Source organism: Methanosarcina sp. UBA5, assembly GCF_002505485.1.
Taxonomy (GTDB): Archaea; Halobacteriota; Methanosarcinia; order Methanosarcinales; family Methanosarcinaceae; genus Methanosarcina.
In genome coordinates, this window is sequence record NZ_DAVG01000126.1 from 22,394 (window position 1) to 44,338 (window position 21,945).

Here is a 21,945-nt window from a genome sequence, read left to right on the forward strand (position 1 = left end):
TTGCGTTTGATGAGAAGCGATTGTTAGATGAATGTTACTTCAGGTATGATCTTATTGCAATTGAGAATATCTCTTGGGAAAGGTTGTATCCTTTTTCTTTATGTTCAAATTTTTTATCATATTTTTCTGCATCAATTTCATTAATTTCTAATACCGGACTATATTTGTACTTCCAATTGTGCCCTTTAACAGTTCCTTCTTTTAATTCTAAAGCAAGCATGCCGTAAGGGTATTCACCATTCATATCACTAATATTGAAATCTCTGCTGCTTTTGAAACCGTGTTTGCAATAGTTATGGGGGTCACCGAATATAACAATTACATTTATTCCATCGTTTTTAGCAATATCAATTGTGTGGCGAATTAATGCACTGCCTATACCTTTCCGCTGATATTTTGGTAATACACTTATGGGACCAAAACTCGCAATTTCTATCTTAATTCCATCTTCCGAATACAACCAGGCTTTGGTGTACATAATGTTACCAATTATTTCACCATTATATTCTGCAACAAAATCAAGTTTCTTAATAAAATCAGGATGATATCTCATAATATGTACTAAATAATGTTCGTTACAACCAGGTACATAGAGGTTCCAAAATGCTTCTCTCGTTAAGTTTTCCACTTGATTGAAGTCCTCTACTTTTTCATTGCGAATTATAATATCCATGATTAATTCCTTTTTATTGTTTTATTCAGTATATTTGATTAGTATTAATTACAGCAATTCAATGATATTAAATATCAGTATATTGGGCTGTATATCGTTTAAATACAGTAGTTTTTACCTGAAATTATTGCATTTTTCCCTTTTATCTCAATAAATAATCCTCAATTACAACCCTATTCAGGCAAAAATCATACGGTTTTACGAAAACAACTGTATACTACGTAATATAGCCCCTTTGCAGTTGCACAGGATGACCAGATCACATAGCTTAATGAAGTTACACAGAAACAGGCAGTTCGCATACAGAGAGCCTAATTTTGATAATTCAAAATACAGTATGAGAAGAAAAGCAAGCTATGAAGCTTTTTAGATGTTTTATAGGTAGAGCCCGATTAATTGTTTTATTCTCCTCTTTAATCGTCAGGAAATAAATATGAGTTAACCTTCAAGGAAAGTACAAAGCACAAACTTGTTATTGCGTATAATTACCAAAAAAATGATTTACTCGATTAATTAGTCTTCATCCTTATTGCTTTCCCTATTTTCAAATTCTGTAACTACTCCTTCTGCTCTTAATACAATTTCATTGAGCTCTAGTTCCCGCGCAATTTTCAAAACATTTTTTAAGATCCCATAGTCATGCCATTTATCAGGGTACTTTTTTTCTATACGAATTAAACAAGCTAAACATTCCTCGCATTTTGAAGGTTCAATAAGATTGTATTCTAACCCCTTAACGGTTACTCGGTAAAGTGCTTTTGAGATTTTCCTTGCCAACCATTTAAAATACCACATTGCGTTCTGATCTTTATCGCCATCTGAATATTTTAAGTCATAAACTAGAAAATGTCCCATTGAAATAAGAGAACCTACGAATATTCTATTTAAAGAAAAGGAATCTCGAAAATGAATAGACATCATTGCAAAATTCTCAAAACATTGTATTATCATACATATAGGTTTCACTTTTTCATCTGTTGGTGAAGTTTGAACAAATATTAGACTAGGCTTAAAGATTTCTGCTAATAACTCAGGTATTTTATAATAAGCTTTTACGGATCTATTTATAAATTCGCCTTTAAATAATTTTAGAGTACGATATTCATCCTTTATATTTGTAAGGTAAAATATATTTATACCTTTCATTTCTTTACCATTTATTATCATCGTCTTTTCTTTATCATTCTTATAATCTAGCTCTAGTATTTCCTCATCAAAATAATGTATTTGTAACCTTTCAGTCAAATTATTATACTCTTCATTATCCTTGTCCACGAATGCTTCGTCATAGTCAGAATAATCGATTCGTAAGCCGTTAGCTGAGTCATAAAGGTATTCTTCTAAAAATTCATTTCGTTTCTGTGAATCTCTATCCCAATCAAACATATAACCAAATTGCAACATTCCGATTGAGTATAGTGATTTAATTATGTCTTCAACCAAAGGAAAAGTTTGTTCTTTATTTACAGCATCTAGTCCAATATTTTTTATACGTTTACAAACTTCTCTTGATTCATTATCGTCTTGAAGAATTCTCTCAACAGTTTCTAATGATTTAAGGCATTGTCGTGTTGCATCTAACAGGTTATTTTTTATGGACTCTTCACCAATTATAACTATGTAACTAGAAATATCACTAATATCACGTTTTACTTTATCATTTAAATCTTCTAAAGCATTGTCCGTTCTTTTATACTCATACTTTTGTTTAATATGTTTATAATATTCAATAACCTGATTTTGTGTCTCACCTGCGAGTTCTTTAGAATGACCATCAATTTTGGATGCTAAATTTTCTAGATACTTTACTATTTGTGTAGTTAAGAGTTCAAATTCCTCTCCTTTTTTCGCAGATTCTTCACCAATGCTTTTTAGATTTTTCAGTATGTGGAAGGTACTATGTATGAGGTTGTGATAAATTGCTGCTTCTCCAATATAATTAAAAGTATTACTAATGTTATGTAACGCATCTTTTGAATCTACATTGATTGCAGCGATTCCAATATCTTTTAAAATATACGATAATTCAGAGATCGAACCTTCTAAACTTTCTAAAACTTTTACTGGTTCATTTATCCTCAGTTCGTAACGATTTTCAAAAGTTTTTGATCCAATGTCATGAATACATTTTGTTAATATTATCGATAAGTTTTGACATTCTTCTTCTTTCGCTTTCACAATCGATTTGAAAGCTTCTTTTAGATAATACTCCGATAAAAAAGTAGTATATAATAAATTGCTTAGTGCAACTTTTTCTTCAGAATATGGTTTATTGAGAGCATTGTATAATGGGATCAAAAATTCTGTTTTCAATTTAAATTTAATATACGTTGAATCTGATTTCCATACTGGAGAAGTGCATCTTTCTCCGATGTTACAATATTCTATCAGTACCATTTTTATGAATTCGCTGTCCTCTATTTTCAAAGCTAACTTCCAAATCTCAAAAATACGCTTAAATGCATGCTCCGATATTCGTTTTTCCTCGTGTGGATTGTGTTTAATAATCTCATAAAGACAGTCTGATACTGCTCCAAGCCCATATCTTGCTGTAGTATAATCATATCGCATAATTGAAGCTCGTATAATATCAATGATTGGCAGAAAAGGGTCTTTTTTTTCTTCTATATTTATAGTAACTCTATTAATCTTGGGTTCGTCTTCGGAAATTCTGCTATTGTGTTCATCTACTTCTTCTGAAGAATTAGATAAACTTTTGACATCGATATTTTTAGATAGAGCATCGATTACTGAATTCGGTTTCATCATTTTAAAGACATACAAAATATAAAAAAATAGTGAGAAATATGCAATGATTGAAAGTGCATAAGCTATACTAAAAGACAGGTGTAAAAGTAAGTCATTTGTTTCGTCTGCGATTAATACTATTAGTAAAACTGGATAAAATATCGATAAACCATATAGCAACAGAAATCCCCAGAGTATTGGGTCATTTTTAAATACATCAACAACTCTTGCTGAGTATTTGGATGCAGAGAATTCTATTACAACCAAGCTTAAACTTATGACTATGGCAAGAATAGTAGCGTTGCTTTGAGCCAATGTGCCTAATGCGGATAATACATTACCATTTGAATCTATAGTTATACCTTTAAAAAAGACAGTAGATATTGCACCTAGTATAAATGATACATTCTTTGAATCTAGAGTTATACCTTTAAAAAGTATTGTGTAGAGCAGGGGAAATAAAATAAGAACGACTACAATAAATAAAAGCCACTGTTTTTTGCTTCGTTGAATATGAGATTTTATTTTCCTCAACCGTTGTATCATAACACGACTACTTAAAATGTCTAATTTATATAAACATTATTTTTTGAGTATGTTTACTGGCATTTTTTCATGCCTATAAAATTAATTAAGAAAGTTTTGTAATTTTATCACGGGTAAACTTTCATAGAGCATTTAGTCCTTCTAGAGTAGAGTTGATTGACTTTCCCTCTATGTTTTTTCAGTTTGTCATATACATTCCAACTCTCTGATTTTTGCCTCTTTTCGTACTATATTTTTCTAAACACAATTATTCTGCATCATATAGGAATACAAAACATATGGTCGATTTCTGTCCCGGTTAAATATCTAAAACGTAGGAAAGTAAGCCCAAAAGTGAAGCGTTTCTGACTTGGTAAAGGATTTCGGGGAGCCTCTTATTCAAATACAGGGGCTTAGAATAAGCCGTCCTTTACTCTTAAGTTAGCCAGGATTTACTCACGGATTTTTTGAAATCCTATACGGCTTTTTCCTTTTTTACATGTATGTTCTTTCACGTTCGGTTTCCACTTTTTTTAATAGTTCCTTTGTTATGCATTTTCCTGCATACAGCAATATAATTAAGTATGTCATAAAGAATCGGTGGTCGGGTCCTGGGAATGATATAAGTGGAAATGATATCGTGAGAACAATAAGTCCTAATGCAAACCACGTAATTACTTTAGTTATCCAGTTTGACGTATCATTAGAATAAGCGCGTGTTATTTTATAGTATGTCCACGTTCCTAGAAGAATAGACACCGTAAAGGAAAATGCGGCTAGAAATAATATTGCTTTTATTAATGAACCGTCGTCAATTAATGTACCATTTTCATATTCGTTAAAATTGATTGTTCTGATCGCGTATACTAAGAGCCATAGTAATAATGCAGAGAACCCGATAATTTGGATTATTCTATCTTTTGTAGAATATATAGATGGTTCGATTTTATTATAAGTCCGAAGACTTTCAGTACCCAATCAATCACCTTTCTCAAAACTTAATGATTAAGCTTAGGCACGTCTTCCTAAATTTATCTTTCTATTTTCAAACAAATTTTACTGAAGCTTTTCTGAACTCGATTATTTCATAGACAATAGGAATTAAGAGTTTTCACCGATTAATAGATGGTTAAATGTCTAAAACATAGGAAAATAAGCCCAAAAGCTAAGCGTTTCTGAACTGGTTAAGGATTATGGGTGAGCTTCTTATAATCAAATACAGGGGTTTAGAATAAGCCGTTCTTTACTCTCAAGTTAAGCCAGGATTTACTCTGGATTTTTTGAAATTTTTTCCATTACGTGTTTTCCTGCATACGTCAATGCAATTAAGTATATACCAAAGAATCGGTCGGATTCTGGGAAAAATATCTGTGGAATTGATGTCATGAGAACAAAGACTCCGAATGCAAGCCACTTAATTGCATTCATTATTCCTATTGATGGATCATTGGAACAAGTACGTTTTGTTTTATAATATGTCCATATTCCTAGAAGAGTAGACACCGTAAAGCAAAATGCGGCTAGAGATAATATTACTTTTATTAATGAACCGTCGTCAATTAATGCACCGTTTTCGTATTGGTTAAAATTGATTTCTTTGATCACATATACTACAAACCATAGTAGTAATGCAGAGAACCCGATAATTTGGATTAATCTATTTTTTATAGAATATGAAGATGGTTCAATTTTATTATAAGTCCGAAGACTTTCAGTACCCAATCAATCACCTTTCTCAACATTTAACGTTTAACCTTAGGCGCGTCTTCCTAAATTTATCTTTTTATTTTAAACCAATTTTTATGAAGTTCTCTGAAATCGGTTATTCCATAGACATTTGGAATATAAGAGTTTTCACCGATTTATAGAGGTTAAATATCTAAAACGTAGGAAAAAAGCCCAAAAGCGAAGTGTTTCTGAACTGGGGCCATTTTCGCGCTCTCTGAACAAAACGGCACTTCCTTATATCTGTAGTTAGGATGGTTAGTTGGTGTGTTAAATGAATTGTAAACATTTGAACCCGATTAACCCATGTAGTCCTAGGATTCCTGATATGCCGCGTGATGAGCCGGTTCGTTATTTTTGCAGTTGCGTAAGTCCTTTGCGTGGTCTCGGTGATTCCCATGTGCGCAGGTACTGCTTTAAAGGTTTGGGTGCTTACGAAAATTGTCCTTTATACAAAGCGGATAAGAATCCACACAGCAGGCCAAACACGAATCTCCTTCCAGAGACCACGGAGAATAAAAAACATTGGTGGAAGTTCTGGTAATCCCCAAAAAAAGCTTCTGTTACCGTTATTGTTATATAAGTTACAATGTCCAGAATCAATATTTAACAAATGGAGGAAACTCTCAGATGAAAGAAGAAGAAAAGATATTTTCGGGCAAAATGTTTGATCCACGCAAAAAAGAACTGAAAGACATCAAGCATAAAGCGCACACTGCATGTCAAAAATACAATGCAATGGACGAATATGATCCCGACCGTTTGCCAATTATCAAGGAATTTATCGGCGGCATCGGCAAGACTTATTATTTTCAGGGACCTATCCAATTCAATTACGGCTGTCACACTTTTATTGGAGAAAACTTTTTTGCGAATTTCAATCTTATGGTGATGGATGATGCACGTATTTATATTGGCGACAATGTATGCTTCGGGCCAAATGTTTCGTTAATGGCCACTTCTCATCCCCTGATCGCCCAGGAACGTATGGGAATAGATGAAAACGGAAATACGACAATGGCCGAATACGCCGAAGAAATCCATATCGGCAACAACGTGTGGATTGCATGTAATGCTGTTGTATTAGGCGGCGTACATATAGGAAACAATGTGGTAATCGGTGCCGGTAGCGTCGTAACAAAAAACATTCCAGATAACTATCTTGCTTTTGGCGACCCTTGCCGTCCAGTTCGCCCGATCACCGAAGCCGACAGTAAAAAGCATTTGATTTTGAAAGAAGATCTCAAGCATTTTGAATATAATATTAAATAATCCGGATGGATTGAATTGAATTCTGCTTATAAGGAAAGATTATGAACGCAGACATGTGCATAGTCTTATACTTTCAAATTCCAATTTGCCGGTAAGATAATATGTATAATAAGGCACAATTATAAATATACCACTCAAAAGATGATTAGTTTTTTAAGGACTATTAAGCTTTATTTGCCCAATTGAATGTAGTTTCAGTCCTTCCCCAGCTAAGGTACATTAATTAAACAATTTATTTGCTATTTAGATGATTTAGGTACTTCAATTAATTGATTAAACATCTTTTTTCCTCGTTTTTATCATTTAATCTCGTATGGATGAAAATGACAACAGCCGCCCTAACTATAAATAAACATAAATTGTGAACAAATAAAGTTTTTATCTCGCTCATTTATCAATTTTAAAGATTATTATGAATTATTTTTCCTAAAATATTGGTTTTTAGAGCGCAATTTTGCAGGGAAATTCTAAATGTATATCTATCTCCCAAAATAAGCATTCCATCTCCTTAGTTTTAACACTGATTTGGAAGGATCCTAAATTATAAAGATAAAGTAGGTCACAACACTTTTCGGATAGGCTCTTGGTATATATAAGTAAAAGAGTTATTAAGGAGAAAGGATAGTTTTCTAGCATGATACTAACTTAAATCATTTCTAAAGTTTTATAAACTGGGCATTTCTGCATATCCCATCAAACAGTTAGAAAGAAAGTTTTCAGGTTTAATTTTCAAAGTACTTGCATTTTTAGCCCATAAACATAGCATAAATTAGATTTTTACCTTTACTTCCTGTGGAACTGAGAAAATAGCCTATTTTTGCCTATGAGAGTGCAAACACAACTATTACATAGTATATAGGAATATACTTGTTTCCTTCGATAAATGGTTACTTTAGAACAAAATCTTTTTGAGAAATAAATATCAAGTTTAAAAATAAGCCTTTTGATGATGGCTGTTTACTGCTTTTTATCTTTACCTCTATTTACTTAAAAGATGCAAGAATTATTAATAGTTTAAATTAATAATTAATATGAAAGGCTTTTATATTTTTGTTATAATACCCTTATATTGTGGGGAAGGATAATATGGAGCTGCTAAGTGATTTATTCAACTTTCTTGAGGTTCTGTCAAGTCTATGAAAGCTAAGGAATTTTTTCAGCTACAGTTGAGCCTGTAGAATGACCAGCCCTCGTAAATTTGAAAGTACAGTAAATTGTATGAAGAGGTGAAATCTTAATGAGTCACCAATTTCCTCCAAAAAGAAGAGGTCAAAAACCAAAATTCGATCATGAAAAAATCGAAGAACTCCTCAAAGCAGGTGAAAAACCTTTTAAAATTATGCTCCTGTTGGGTTGTTCTTATGGGGTTTTACGGTATGTACGAAAGAAAATGGGAAGAAAAAAAGTATAATTTTGAAAAGATATTGATTTGTATTCGGTTAAGATACGATCTGTAAGAAATGTGTTGCTTTTAATGCATTTTCCTGCAATCTATTATTATTATTATTATTATTATTATTATTATTATTATTAAGTTTAGTGAGTCGTTGAGGGTGAAAAATATGACTAAAAGACTATTTGCAATCACTTGTACCTTCTTATTCGTAATAGGTCATATGTTCAAGCGATGGAAACATATGCAAAAATCTCTTGTCTGGAGAGGATTTCTAAGCGAATCTATGTGGATAGAGGACTATAGAAATCTATCGCTTTTCAAAAAATTGGTTTTTTGGGTGAATTATCCTTTTTCTTATGCTAAATTTTTGTGGGTTGTTTTATGGGATCGTATTGACAGATTATGCTTTAGAGATTCAAGAACAAAATGTACTAAAACAAAGATGAAATACCAAAAATCCTGTAAAATACAATAATATGAAAAGTTATTAGTTATAGAGCCTATCCCATAACTCAAAACTACTTCTCTGAATCTCTAATTGGAATAATCAGTGAGTTTCTGATCACGGAAATAATTCTGTAACTTTACTAATTTGAGAATAAAATTGGTTTTGGGATGAATTCATAGTGAAAAAATCACTATTTTTTGGCTTTATTTATGTCAGAAATGAACGAGACCTTTTATTAAATTATTTTTATAAAATAACTATTTTTTGTTATTCTAGTTAGGGCAACTTTAAGAACTATGGTTGTACATCATCTCTCCAAAAGCGTATACTTTTTTAGCGTTGTATATCTCCCAGACATATTTTAGTGCGAGGTGTGAGATTGGAACCTACAAAAAGACCTGATTCTTAGACAAAATAGAATCGAGAAAAAGAAGATTGATTCAAAAATCTCACAAATCCCAAAAATCCCTAAAATCACGAGTCTCTTATATCAACATTCTATCATTATTTTATTTAATTAATTATATAACTAATTTATTAATTTTACTTCTGTAAAAGACTAGGAGATTTAGGAGACTTTTGAGATTCGAGAGATTTCTTATAAAAAGAGCTAATAGAGTACCATACTCTTTATGGTTGCCAAATTAAAATATGCGCCCACAGAGTTGCCTGAATATATAAACCAACGCACTTAAGTATCACAGCCAAAAAGACTTAAATAATTTTTGAAAAATTGAAGGCATTTAAACTTTATTCCCGTAAAAAATTATATAATCTTCTGATTATATTTATATTTGAGCTTACGGAAAGGCGTCAGGTTGAATTAAAATAACCTTTTAGTAGTTTTAATCAAATTGATTTTGTGTCCTCTCAAATAAGTATGTAAAAACCTAAACTTTTAGGTGGGAATATACGAGTTTTTTAAAGTTAATAACCTTGGTTTTTTTGACATAGTTAATAAAGAAACATGACTTTGTCTCCAGGAGTTATCACAAGGTGTCAGAAATTTTAAAAATATAATGGCTATATATCTGGAGCAAAAGGTGTGATTGAATAAAAAGATATTTGCTTTAGAAGCATTTAAAACGCTACAGGAAGACCTTCAGTGATAAAATCCATACTTGATAATGACCTTTACAAATTCACAATGCAACTTGCAGTGCTTGAACTTTTTCCCAGAACTGAGGCCGAATACCGGTTTACTAACCGGGGCACCCAGCGCTTTTCTACGGAATTTGTAGAAGAACTGGAGAGGATCATAAGTGAAGAAATCTCGAAATTAGTATTAACAGAAGAAGAATACAACTGGCTTTCCGAGCACTGCCCTTACCTGAAACCCATGTACCTTGAATACCTCAAGAATTTCCGTTTCAAGCCAGGTGAGGTAAAAGTCTGTCTTACAGAAGAAAAAGATCTGGATATTCGGATAAAAGGACCATGGCATAGCACAATTCTCTGGGAGATTGTCCTTATGGCTGCGGTTTCGGAACTTTATTTCACAACCATTGAAAAAGAGTGGAAAGGAAATTCCCAAAAGGACTGTACTTCCGAATCTGTACTGGCTGCCTATGAAAATAAGATTCTTGAAATAGGAAAAGCCCTTGAGGAAAATAACTGCTTTTTTTCGGAATTTGGAACCCGCAGGCGAAGAAGTTCAGAACTCCACGATCATGTGATGAAAACCCTTACTGGAATAAAAACCCTTACTGGGACAAGTAATGTATATTTTGCAAAAAAATACGGCCTGAAACCGATCGGGACCGTCGGGCATGAGTGGATTATGGGCACCTCAGCGCTTGTAGGGTTAAGGTATGCAAACCGTTTCGCTTTTGAAAACTGGGTGGAAGTTTATAACGGGGACTTGGGAATTGCCCTTACGGATACTTTCGGTTCAAAAGCCTTTTTTAAGGATATGGACCTGAAGTTATCAAAAATTTACGATGGGTTCAGGCACGACAGCGGAGATCCTTACGACTTTGTGGACGCTGTGATAGAGCATTACCAGAAAATGGGAATCGATCCCATGAAAAAGTTAATCGTTTTCAGTGATGCCCTCGATGCAGACACTGCAATCCAACTCAAAAAATATTGCGATGGTAAAATCAACTGCAGTTTCGGCATAGGCACAAGCCTTACCAATAACTCCGATTTCTTCCGTGAAAGCCCTCCTCTTAATATGGTCATAAAGCTGCACAGCATTGACGGCATTCCTGTTGTAAAACTGAGCGACTCCCAGGAAAAGGAAACCGGAGAAAGAGACGCCATAAGGGTTGCAAATTACATTTTCGGAAGAAAAGGACTCGATGAATAGTTAAAATGGAAAGCAGATAATTAATATCCCGCTTGAGCGCAACCGTTGACCCGCAACCGTTGACCCGGTTGATCACGCCGATAGGGTTTGGGGATAAGGCTCTCAAACTCAACCATTGCTAAAGGGTTTTCGATCAAACCTTTTCTCAAAAGGTTTGCGGTCAAGCCTTTTTAATAAAGCTTGCAGGTAAATCAGCCCCTTTCAGCAAATTGAAAACAACTTATCTTGTCCATATAGTTCAGCCCTCTTGAGCAAAGCGAAAAGGGCCCCGTCCTCCCAAGACGGGACTCGGGTGACGGAATTCGGGTGACGAAACAGAAATCGAGTGGGAACTCGGATAAAGAAGTGTTAAGCTCGCTTTTTTACCCCCAAATAGATTAGTAGAGCCATAAGTAGCAAGGAGAATACTATTATAATATTCTTGATTTTGCTATCAGGTTCCTTTTTATTTCCTTTTTCTTCTTTTTCGCTATTTGCTCCAATGTCTGAAGGCTTATTATTTTCATTTTTATTTATTGAGCCGTTTCCTGAGACTTTCTTAGACTCTTTTTGTTCAATTTCCGCTTTTTCGGAAGCATTTTCTTCTTTGGTGTAAGAGGTTATGGCAAACGGTGAAAAGCCAGGAGTTCTGGCTTCGAAATAGGAGTATAGATTATCTTCGCCTTTTTTCTGAGCCTCAAGTCTGTTCCAAGATGTCTGATTATATCTCCACAGGCATATTTCGGATTTTTTGCCAACATTTTCGCTGATCCAGGTTTTTTCTACCTTAAACCTGATACATGCATTCTCAATATTTCCCGCCAGGAGAGTTCCTGTCTTTCCAACCTGAATATTCACGTTTTTATATATTTTACCAGGAGGGAGTTGCGGAACCTGTACGGATTTCTCTTTAAGCATCTCAATAGTTGCAGCCGTTCTTTTAAAAGTTTTCTTCGGATCAAACTCCAGAGTTGTTATACAGGTTGCATTCATCGGGAAATCAAATCTGACGTGAGAACCGCTGTTTATGTATCTAGATGCTGTTTCTTTGGAAGCGATGTTTCTGGAAGGTTCAAGGCTGGTAATTACACCCCCTCCACCGTGTCCTCCGCCTGAAGAAGAACTGCCGGACTTACTCTGTGTATAAGTTCCCGTATTGACCGAATCTCCGTTTATTGTAACAGCCATGTCATTCGGTTTCTTCCAGCCTGAGAGATCATAAAACTGGATTACGTAATCTCCAACAGTAAGATTATTGATTATGTAATTGCTCGGGTGCCATTCCGTATCGGGTCCGGTAGTAATCTTCCATTTTGCTTCGGTTTCAACATCTTGAGGTTCAAGAATAACTTTTAGGGAATATTTTTCTAGGGAAGATTTCGATACGTTAATAGAATAAGGATAAACATTGAACCCCTGCTGGTCAATATCTGTAGAAATTAGAGGATCATTTTCATAAGCTCCTGTAAAGTTATTTTTGAAGGAGGCTCGTGTAAAGAATATGATTTTTTCTGCACCATTACTCGGTTTTACCTTAATATTGAGAGTTTCTTCCTGTTGCGTGTCCCATTGGGACTGCAGTAATTCGACTGATGGATATTGTGCCTGGACTTCTCCGGCTTTTCCCTGGATCGGATCACCTATTGTATATGTTTTGATATTGCTGCTTGTGCCTTCCACTCTTTCAATTCTCTCACCATTGGGGAAGGAAACCGAAATATAGCCTTCACTTGCACTTTTGCCTTCATTTTTTACGGTTACGGAAATATTTGCAGCCTCACTTTCAGAAATTCTGCCATATGGTTCGATTCTAACATCTGTGATTTTTGGAGAAGGGAAGATCTCAGCTGAAGATGTGAGTTCTATTACAGCAATATCCGAGCTATTATCTGAGCTGTGCCCTGTAAAAACTATTTTTGAGCCGTCTGGGCTCCACTTGGGGTAAGCATCTATTATTCCAAGGTTTTCTGTAAGCTTAACCCTGTAATTTCCCTGTATGTCTCTGAGCCAGAGTTCGGGACTTCCTCCTTCGTCTGAGACATATACGATTTGTTTTCCGTCAGGACTGAAAGCAGGATTCCATTCTCCGTAAGGTGTATCGGTAAGCTGTGTCTGGTTTGTGCCATACCACTCTATTGTCCAGAGATCGGGTTTCTCTTTTGAGTTATTGGCACTGTATATTACCTTCAGGCCAAGAGGGTTCCAATCTTTTCCTGTTCCAACATTTTCTGAGGTGCCGAGCCTGGTCTTATTACTCCCATCCCGATCAACTATCCAGAGCTGAGAAGGAGAACCTGTGGATTCCTCAGTATGAATTATTTTTCGTCCAAGACGGCACCAGGCCCCCCAGCCTTCGGACTTTTGAGGGTCATTTGTAATAGGGGTTGCGATTCTACTGTTCATATCTATTCTGTATAGATCGGACTGAGAACCGTCCGATTTTGTTACAATCAGCTCTGTTCCATTGGGGTTCAGATCGTTAAAACCGATAAGATTTCCCTCTCCAATGCGTGTTCGCTCGATTTCACTCCCATCGGCCTTCATTCTGTACGAATTAAGAGCTCCGGATTCGTTATTTTTAACCGTGTACAGAATATAGTTCCCGTCTGCAGTCCACACCGGAAATAGTTCCAGTTCTTGACTGTTGGTAAGAAACTTTACAGTCTTTACAATGTTGTTTTCAGAAATATTTTCTCCATATCCCTCAGCTGCTTCCACAGGTATTGTGAGAATACCAATTATTAATATCAGACACACGTATTTTAAATTTAATTTCATAAGTTTTCACCGTTAACATATTAAATTAATAATACATGTACATTCTAAAATATATAATCTGTGGAAGTTCAATCCCAAGAATATATTCTAAATCAATTGACTAAATATAAACAACCGATAAAAAGAGTAATAACGGATGATATCTGGAGAAAGTAAAAAATAGATAAATTGGAAATTCAAAAGTAGGTCGTGCATTAGTAAGTGATTGATATTTTTTTCGTTGAGTATTTTTGCGAAGTTGCNNAGCAGAAAACGAGAGCAAAAAGCGAATGTGTAAGTACTCTGGAAAATATTAACTGACTATTAAGGAACCACCCATTGTTCATGGCTAAGAAAACCTTCAAGCTCAGTTGCTAATTTCAGGCGTTTTTCTATCCTTTCATTTTCGTAAGCATGCCTGAGAGGTAAACACTCACATCAATATCACTTGAAGGCCCTCTATTCTCCTCGGGCCGTTTAACCGAAAAAGTAGGCCAGCTCAACACCTGCTTATAATTCGAAAAACTCTGCAAGTTTAGAAATTAGAGTTTCCTTATCGAGTTATGGATCTCAGGAATCATTCGTTTCCTATGCCGCATTCTTTCAAATAGATTCTCTTGATTTCTTTCTAGATTCTTCAGGATAATTTGAAAATCTATTTAAGTCCTATTGGAGAGCTGAATAACTTCCTTTCTCTCATTTTGGAAAAGTTCTCTATTCTTAGACTTCAGAGTCGTATAAAACCCATAAAATACTTCCTAAAATAAAGAAACAGTTAATATATAAATTATTAATTTCATCTATATATTAACAAATTACGTTCTTTATAAACAATAGTTGCCTAAACAATAACTGTCGGCTTAAAGTTATCATATTCTAAGCCGGAGGGACTACGTAAAGTTTCTGGGGGGTTGGTTCTGAGAATTGTGCTTATCGAAGATTGTCATAGCAGGCGGAGGTTCAGTACCGCGCTGGTTGTTATTTTATCTTTGCTTTCGGCAGGCGTCGGGAGTGCCGAGGTCATTTATGTAGAACCTGGGAATTCAATCCAGGCTGCAGTAAATAACTCTACGGCCGGAGATCTCGTTATTGTAAAAGCCGGGGAATATCAGGAGAACATTGTTGTCAATGTTTCCGGAATAAAGATCAGCTCGGAATTTGATAACCCTGAAAATGTGCTTGTAAGATCCAGGAATGAAAATTCCAGCGTGTTCAAGATTAAAGCCGACAATGTAACTGTCAGTGGCTTCAATATAACCGGGTCAGGGGAGGTTTTCAACATCTCTGTTTTCAGCATCTCTAACACTTCAGGTTCTGCAAACTCTTCCAAAATAGGTAATAATTCCAGTGATTTGAATGATTCCAGTGATTTCAATTATTCCAATGATTTCAATTATTCCAATGATTCCAGTAATTCAGAAAATGTCAATCAGGGGCAGGCTTCCAGTTCAGGGCCAGATAAGCCTACTTACCAATGGGATGGGCTCGGTTGTCCTGCAGCAGGGATTTGCCTTGAGCAAGTTAACAACTGCACAGTCGAGAATAACACGTTTTTCGAAAACAGGTACGGGGTTTATCTGCAGGATTCTAGGAACAGTACGGTCTTAAAGAATACTTTCTTCCGTAACGGCATCTGGCTTGATGAAGGGTGCGGCGAAAACCTGCTGATAAATAATGCTATTGAAGAGAGTAAACTCATTATTGGGGCCCACTGCTGGGACAATATTATGTTCCAGAATCGAGTATCAAACGGCGAAGGGATAAGTATTGCCTGCTGCGGGGGAAACAATCTTGTCTCAAGGAATGAAATCATAAACTGCAGTACAGGCATTGACATTTATGACGTTCAGGCAAGGACTGTCCTGCGTGACAACGTGATTATGGGCTGCGGAAACGGGATTTATCTAACTTTCGTCTTCGATTCAAGAGTTTATAATAACAAGATTTCAAACGGCAGTACAGGCATTTTTTTAAGAGAAGACTGCCACGATAACGAGCTGGCTAACAATACAATAATATCGAGTAAAGAATCCGGAATTTACCTGCTGGACTACAGTGCGGACAACCGTATTTATAATAACTACTTCAATAATAGCGTAAATGTGAAATCTGAGAATACTAAAGGAAATATCTGGAATACTACACAGTCACCAGGAACAAATATCGTAGGAGGACCAAACCTCGGAGGAAATTTTTGGGCGAATCTGGAAGGAAACGGCTTTTCTCAGGTCTCGAACGATTCGGACTCGGACGGAATTTGTGACTTCCCATTCCAGATTAACGGAAGCGACTTCGATTATCTTCCGCTTTCCAAACCTCCTTTTGTAACTGGGGTGGATCTTGAGGTCACAATAGGAATACCTGAAACAAATAATACCTCAGATATTCCCATTCAAATTGACAGAGATGACCTTAATTTTGGAACCCTGCTCCCCGGGCAGTCAACAGAACAGACCAGTAAACCTCAGGTTTTGACGGTAAGGAACACAGGAAAAAATAACGTCAGTATTTCCACTGAAGTTAGCGATTCTTCATATGCGGTTTTTTCTGAAGGCATCTATATTTCTTCCCGCTTCTGGCCGGACTTTTCTGAAGTAATTCCAAACAACACAAGTAAAACTCTGGAAATTGAACTTAAAGTCCCGATGAACTACTCTGGAAACGACACTAAAAAAGGATCTCTTGTTTTCCTGGCTGAAAAGGTTTGAGAGCCCTGGCTTTTATCTTCAATTTTTTGTTTTATATTTTTGGTTGCCCAGTGGTGATACAAAATTGGTTTTTTTCAGGATAAAATCTCCAATGCGACTTTCGATTGCGTTTTGAAGTATCTGTACACGACAGTTCCATGAATCCCAAAAGCATGGAAAAAGAATATAATTAGGCGTTATTTCGATTGTTGTGAAACAACAACAATTGAATACAAGTAGACGACAATGAAAACGATATAAGAAATATATAAGGTAAGATGAGAGAAAAAGAAAGGAGTTTAAAATGAGAGAAAAAGAAAAAATGCTGGCAGGCAAACCATATAGAGCTTTTGGAGAAGAACTGCTGGCAGAACGTCAGGCTGCAAAGGAATTGATTTTTGAATTTAATGCTCTGCACCCCAGCAAAATTGAGCAACGCAATAAAATCATTAAAAGACTTTTTGGCAAAACGGGCAAGAACTTCATTATTGAATCACCTTTTCGCTGCGACTACGGATATAATATTTCTATCGGGGAGAACTTTTACGCCAATTATAATTGTACAATTATCGACTGCGCGAAGGTTACCATAGGTGACAACGCTTTTATTGCACCCAATGTGAGTCTTTTTACTGCGGGACATCCTGTGCATCCGGATGTGCGGAATACCCGGTTGGAATATGCTACTCCTATTTCCATAGGCAACAATGTTTGGCTTGGCGGTGGCGCTATTGTGAACCCGGGGATTACCATTGGTGATAATACCGTTATTGGTTCTGGAAGCGTAGTGACAAAGGATATTCCAGCCAATGTAATAGCTGTTGGCAATCCGTGCAGGGTGAGATGCACCATTACAGAAAAAGATAAAAGTGATTTTCTGAAAATGTTATCTAACGAATAAGCTTATCAAAAGATCCATAATCTCAACATCCATTTTTATTATCAGTTCTCATAATTATTTAGGTGGTGTGGAAGCTCATAATTGATTTACCCAGCTTATCATGCTAAGCTTATATGCTATTCTGTTTTTCATATCTGACCCAGCCTCTTATCACTTCATCTTCTTTTCCGCCTTCTATCTTAAAAACTGTTTTTTTGTTCTCTATCTTTAAAACTGCTTCTCCTGTTCTCTATCTTAAAAACTATCTCTTACTTCCGATCTCTCTTACTTTTCCAACTGCGATTAGATAATTATATCTGCTTTATGCTTAGCTTCTTTAAAGGATACTGTAAAAACCCTCATACCTGACCATAGTTAATAATAAATCTTGATATCTCGAAACATGCCTGGATTTATCTTCATTATACCACGTAAAAGTCTTACAATGTTAAAGTCTTGAATAAAAGTGCACAGGTTCAAGGAAGGGTTTTCACAGTTCCTATATGTAATTCAATGAATCTGTTTGAATCCCGAATTTTGTTTTTTCTGGTCGGTATCTTACTGGAGATAAAATAATATTAAAAAGAGATCAAAAATAGCAAAATTCTGGCTGCTCTCAAAACAGAATTAAATTGAATTTTGAACTGGGTCGGCAGGAGTGGGAGTAATGGGAGCACGCAGAATAATTTTTTAGTAATTATATTTATAGCAGGGATGATAGCAGGCACGATTTACAGTTCAGATAACTGCCAGTGAATCAGATAAGTTGAATTCTGCTATTTACGGTGACAGAATTGTCTGGGTAGATTATCGCAACGGAAACTCCGATATTTATATGTGCATTATTTCTTTGAAAGGTGGGTCAAGATAAAAATAGCTGTCGAGGATTTAAAGGGATGCTTTCTGCGTCCCAAACTTCTTGAAGCTCACCGTTAATCGTGAAAGTCAACAGCAGTATAATAAACAAAGTTTTAACGTTATTTCATTAATTAATGCAAAAATTAAAGGATAAGCATCGTTAGAACTCAATACTAATAGTTTTTAACAATTTATACGCAAAATAACTTCTCAACTTGCTGTACTTTCCTCAAAGAAAAACTTAAGATTATATAAAGCTCCCAAAATAAGGTCTATTTATTGTTAAATAGCTGAGTTTTAGGGCTTTTGTGATGAGATATTTCTGATTTAAGGGGGGAATTAACAGATGTGGGTAAATAAATTCACAATTCTTTTAGCGGTTGCTATTTTACTTATGATTTTGGCTTATAGCCCTGCATCCGCCAAGGAGATTACAGTAGATAATAATGGCTCAGGTGCAGATTTCAGATCTATTCAGGAAGCAGTGACTAATTCGTATTCTGGAGATGTAATTTTAGTTTGTCCAGGAAATTATAACGAAAGTGTGGATGTAACGGAGGAAAATATAAGTATCCTTTCTGAATCTGAAGATCCTGAAAATACTATTGTTCGGAAATTTAAAATGGGTGCAAACAATACTACTATAAGTGGGTTTAGTATACAGGAAGGTTTAATTTTACGGAAATATATACCTACTGGTGCCTCTACTGGTTATAGTTATCGAGACCCCATTGAAAACTGTACTGTTAAAAATAACATTTTAAAACTGGGCATTGATGCTAAAGTATGTCATAATTTCACATTTGAGAAAAATGTAATTTTAAATTCAGGTATCCTTATATCTGCCCCTGAAGACGCCGTGATTTCTAATCTGAGAATTTCTGACAATCTAATTGTTGACGGAAGTATTGATATTTCTCAACAACGGGGTAGTTGTTTTTTACTTAATTCAGGTAATTTTATTTTGCTTAATAATACTGTTTTAAAGGGTAGAATAGTGCTGAATAACTGTTGTGGCTACAAAATCATCGAGAATCATATTTCAAATGATCCAAATGCTGGCTCGGGGGGTATGGGAATTGCCCTTTATGAATCTGATTCTAGTGAAATAGAAAACAATACGATTGTAAATTGTAGTTCAGGTATGCATATAATGTCAGGGTCTTGTACAATTAATAATAATACCCTGACTGATAATGGTCAAGGAATTATGGTTGGAGCATCGCTAAAGGGGAACTCATTTTTAAACAATACAATCTTAAACAGCAATATAGGGATATTCTTGAGCGGTCCAGCTTATGGTCCCGCTTATATTGGAGATTCGACAGGAGGAGACTTACTTTTAAATGGAGGAAACTCACTATTAAATAATAATATTTCAAACAACAATATAGGTATATTTTTCGAAAGTGATTCCTCTGGCAATCTGGTGGCCAATAATAGGGTGGAGCTAAACAATCAATATGGGATATGTGTCGAAGATGTCAGCTATGAGGTTCCATATAATGGAACTAATCGGTTTTATAATAATATATTCAATAATACTGTCAATTTCTTTAACGGTGAAGGCAACTACAATAGCAATTATTATACTGTAAAGACAATAAACAATAAAACTGGAATATTTTTTGCTATCTGGAACACCACAAAAGTCTCAGGTACTAATATTGTATGCGGCCCTTACCTTGGTGGCAATTACTGGGCAAAACCTGATGGAACTGGATTTTCCCAGAACTGCGTAGATTCGGATGAAGATGGAATTGGAGATTTATCCTACAAAATTAATGAGAATTATACGGACTATCTCCCGCTCGTATCTGTATCAACATCACAGGAATCAATAATTCCCGTTGCAAACTTCAGCACCAATATAACACAGGACCTTGCCCCAGTTGCTGTTCAGTTTACAGATCTATCGAAAAATGCAATTTTATGGAAATGGGATTTTGACAGTGATGGTATATCTGACTCCACAAACCAAAATCCGATTTATTTGTACAAGACTCCGGGAACCTATATTGTTAATTTAACAATGAGTAACGGAAAAGATACGTCATCAAAAAATATGGAAATAATTTTACAGGAAGCTAAAACTCCTCCTGTAGTAGATTTCAAAACTAACGTTACAAGCGGTCAGGTTCCTCTTTCAGTCCAGTTTACAGACCTTTCTAAAAACGCAACATCATGGGTATGGGACTTCAACAATGACAGAATTACTGATTCTACAGAAAAAAGTCCAGTTTATGTATATACCTATCCTGGAACCTATACTGTTAACCTGACTGTAGACAATACAAAGGGAACTGCCTCAAAGTTGTCTACAATAACAACGTCTCCTGCACAGCATATAGATGGGGACTTTATCCTCACTGAATATCAGATTACAACAAATGAATCAGATCAGTTCGGTCCTGCCATCTACAAGGACTGGATAGCATGGCAGGATGACCGCAATGGAAACTCTGATGTTTATATGTACGATCTCAACACTCAAGAGGAAGCTCAAATAACCACCAGTGACTCAAATCAGTACTATATTGGTATCTATGGTAACAATATAATATGGAATGACTGGCATGAAGGAAGTGAAAAAAGAGATGTCTACCTGTACAATATCTCCACTTCCAAGGAAACTCAGATAACTACTAACAAATCAGATAAATGGCTTCCTGCTATCTATGAGGATAAGATTGCATGGATTGATTACCGTAGTGGTAAATCCGATGTATATATGTATAATCTTTCTACTTCTATGGAAACTCAGATTACCACCAGTGAATACGATGGTAAGTATGATAGTAAGTATGATCCTGATATCTATGGTGACAGAGTAGTATGGGTAGGTGGAGGTATTTGCATGTATAATCTTTCTACTTCCAGAGAGACAAAGATAACTTCTGTTAACTCATTGAAACACCATCCTGTAATTTACGGGGACAAAATTGTGTGGCAGGATGAGCGCAATGGAAACTCTGATGTTTATATGTGTGATCTTTCCACTTCCAGGGAAACTCAAATAACCACCAGCGGACGAGTAAGCTGGCCTGCCATTTATGGTAACAGGATAGTATATGCCGATACTCGCAATTGGAACACTGATATCTATATGTATGATATCCCCACTGGAAAAGAGACTCAGATCACTACCAGCGGATCAGCGTCGGGTCCTGCAATCTACGGGGATAGAATTGTATGGACGGATTCTCGCAATGGACTTGAAAACTCCGACATCTATATGTGTACTATTTCAAAGAAGGACTCAGAATCAAAAAAGCCAGTTGCAGACTTTTTTGCATCTCCAACTTCTGGAAGCGCGCCGTTAAAAGTACTGTTCACTGATAATAGCATAGGTGAACCGACTTCCTGGCTCTGGGACTTTGGGGACGGCATTAATTCAAAGCACGCGATGAACGCGACCCACACTTTCACAAAACCTGGAACTTATAACGTTACTTTAAACGTAACTAATGCCGCTGGCAGCAATTCGATAATCAGACAGAGCTATATTACTGTAAAAAGCGAGTAACTTCTAAAAAATAGTGAAAACTATCATTCTCTGAGAATAATGAAAACAGCTAGGGCTGAAAGGTAGTGGAAAATCACTGACCAAACCTAAAAAACGGACAAGATTTATTCTGTTTGATCCGATTTCAGGGTCATACTTCGGTTTGCAGTATTCAATAATT

At 35.6% G+C, this 21,945-nt stretch carries 10 protein-coding genes; 6 read left to right on the forward strand and 4 right to left on the reverse strand.

Annotation, left to right across the window (positions count from 1 at the left end; genetic code table 11):
* Nucleotides 1-34 precede the first annotated feature (34 nt).
* The 3 genes from BP621_RS16060 to BP621_RS16070 form a co-directional block, all read right to left on the reverse strand.
* A complete protein-coding gene (locus BP621_RS16060) occupies nucleotides 35-673 on the reverse strand; it encodes a GNAT family N-acetyltransferase (RefSeq protein ID WP_292391663.1) in 639 nt (212 codons plus the stop codon).
* Nucleotides 674-1,186: 513 nt separating this feature from the next.
* Complete coding sequence (locus BP621_RS16065) at nucleotides 1,187-3,955, reverse strand: DUF2254 family protein (RefSeq protein WP_292391665.1); 2,769 nt, start codon at nucleotides 3,953-3,955, stop codon at nucleotides 1,187-1,189.
* A 1,257-nt stretch (nucleotides 3,956-5,212) separates the two neighbouring features.
* Nucleotides 5,213-5,668, reverse strand: coding sequence for a hypothetical protein (locus BP621_RS16070; RefSeq protein ID WP_292391667.1), 456 nt, complete (start codon nucleotides 5,666-5,668; stop codon nucleotides 5,213-5,215).
* Between the two features lie 277 nt (nucleotides 5,669-5,945).
* Here BP621_RS16070 and BP621_RS16075 point away from each other — a divergent pair, with 277 nt between their 5' ends.
* The 3 genes from BP621_RS16075 to pncB all read left to right on the forward strand — a co-directional run bounded on the left by BP621_RS16075 (nucleotide 5,946) and on the right by pncB (nucleotide 11,098).
* The gene (locus tag BP621_RS16075) at nucleotides 5,946-6,215 is read left to right on the forward strand and encodes a hypothetical protein (protein WP_292391669.1); all 270 of its coding nucleotides are present in this window, start codon (nucleotides 5,946-5,948) and stop codon (nucleotides 6,213-6,215) included.
* An 86-nt stretch (nucleotides 6,216-6,301) separates the two neighbouring features.
* Nucleotides 6,302-6,943 (forward strand): sugar O-acetyltransferase, encoded by a 642-nt coding sequence (locus BP621_RS16080; RefSeq protein ID WP_292391671.1) that lies wholly within the window; start codon nucleotides 6,302-6,304, stop codon nucleotides 6,941-6,943.
* Nucleotides 6,944-9,892: 2,949 nt separating this feature from the next.
* Nucleotides 9,893-11,098, forward strand: coding sequence for a nicotinate phosphoribosyltransferase (pncB, locus tag BP621_RS16085; RefSeq protein ID WP_292391673.1), 1,206 nt, complete (start codon nucleotides 9,893-9,895; stop codon nucleotides 11,096-11,098).
* A 348-nt stretch (nucleotides 11,099-11,446) separates the two neighbouring features.
* Here the strand turns inward: pncB and BP621_RS16090 are convergent, their stop codons facing one another.
* On the reverse strand, nucleotides 11,447-13,855 hold the full coding sequence (locus BP621_RS16090) for a PGF-pre-PGF domain-containing protein (RefSeq protein WP_292391675.1): 2,409 nt from the start codon (nucleotides 13,853-13,855) through the stop codon (nucleotides 11,447-11,449).
* Nucleotides 13,856-14,745: 890 nt separating this feature from the next.
* Between BP621_RS16090 and BP621_RS16095 the strand changes: the two genes are divergently transcribed.
* The 3 genes from BP621_RS16095 to BP621_RS16105 all read left to right on the forward strand — a co-directional run bounded on the left by BP621_RS16095 (nucleotide 14,746) and on the right by BP621_RS16105 (nucleotide 21,785).
* The gene (locus tag BP621_RS16095; protein WP_292391677.1) at nucleotides 14,746-16,542 is read left to right on the forward strand and encodes a right-handed parallel beta-helix repeat-containing protein; all 1,797 of its coding nucleotides are present in this window, start codon (nucleotides 14,746-14,748) and stop codon (nucleotides 16,540-16,542) included.
* Nucleotides 16,543-16,825: 283 nt separating this feature from the next.
* Entirely contained in the window at nucleotides 16,826-17,422 is a 597-nt protein-coding gene (locus tag BP621_RS16100) for a sugar O-acetyltransferase (protein ID WP_292391678.1), read from the forward strand.
* Nucleotides 17,423-18,605: 1,183 nt separating this feature from the next.
* Nucleotides 18,606-21,785, forward strand: a complete 3,180-nt coding sequence (locus BP621_RS16105) for a PKD domain-containing protein (RefSeq protein WP_292391679.1) — start codon at nucleotides 18,606-18,608, stop codon at nucleotides 21,783-21,785.
* The last annotated feature ends 160 nt before the right edge of the window (nucleotides 21,786-21,945 follow it).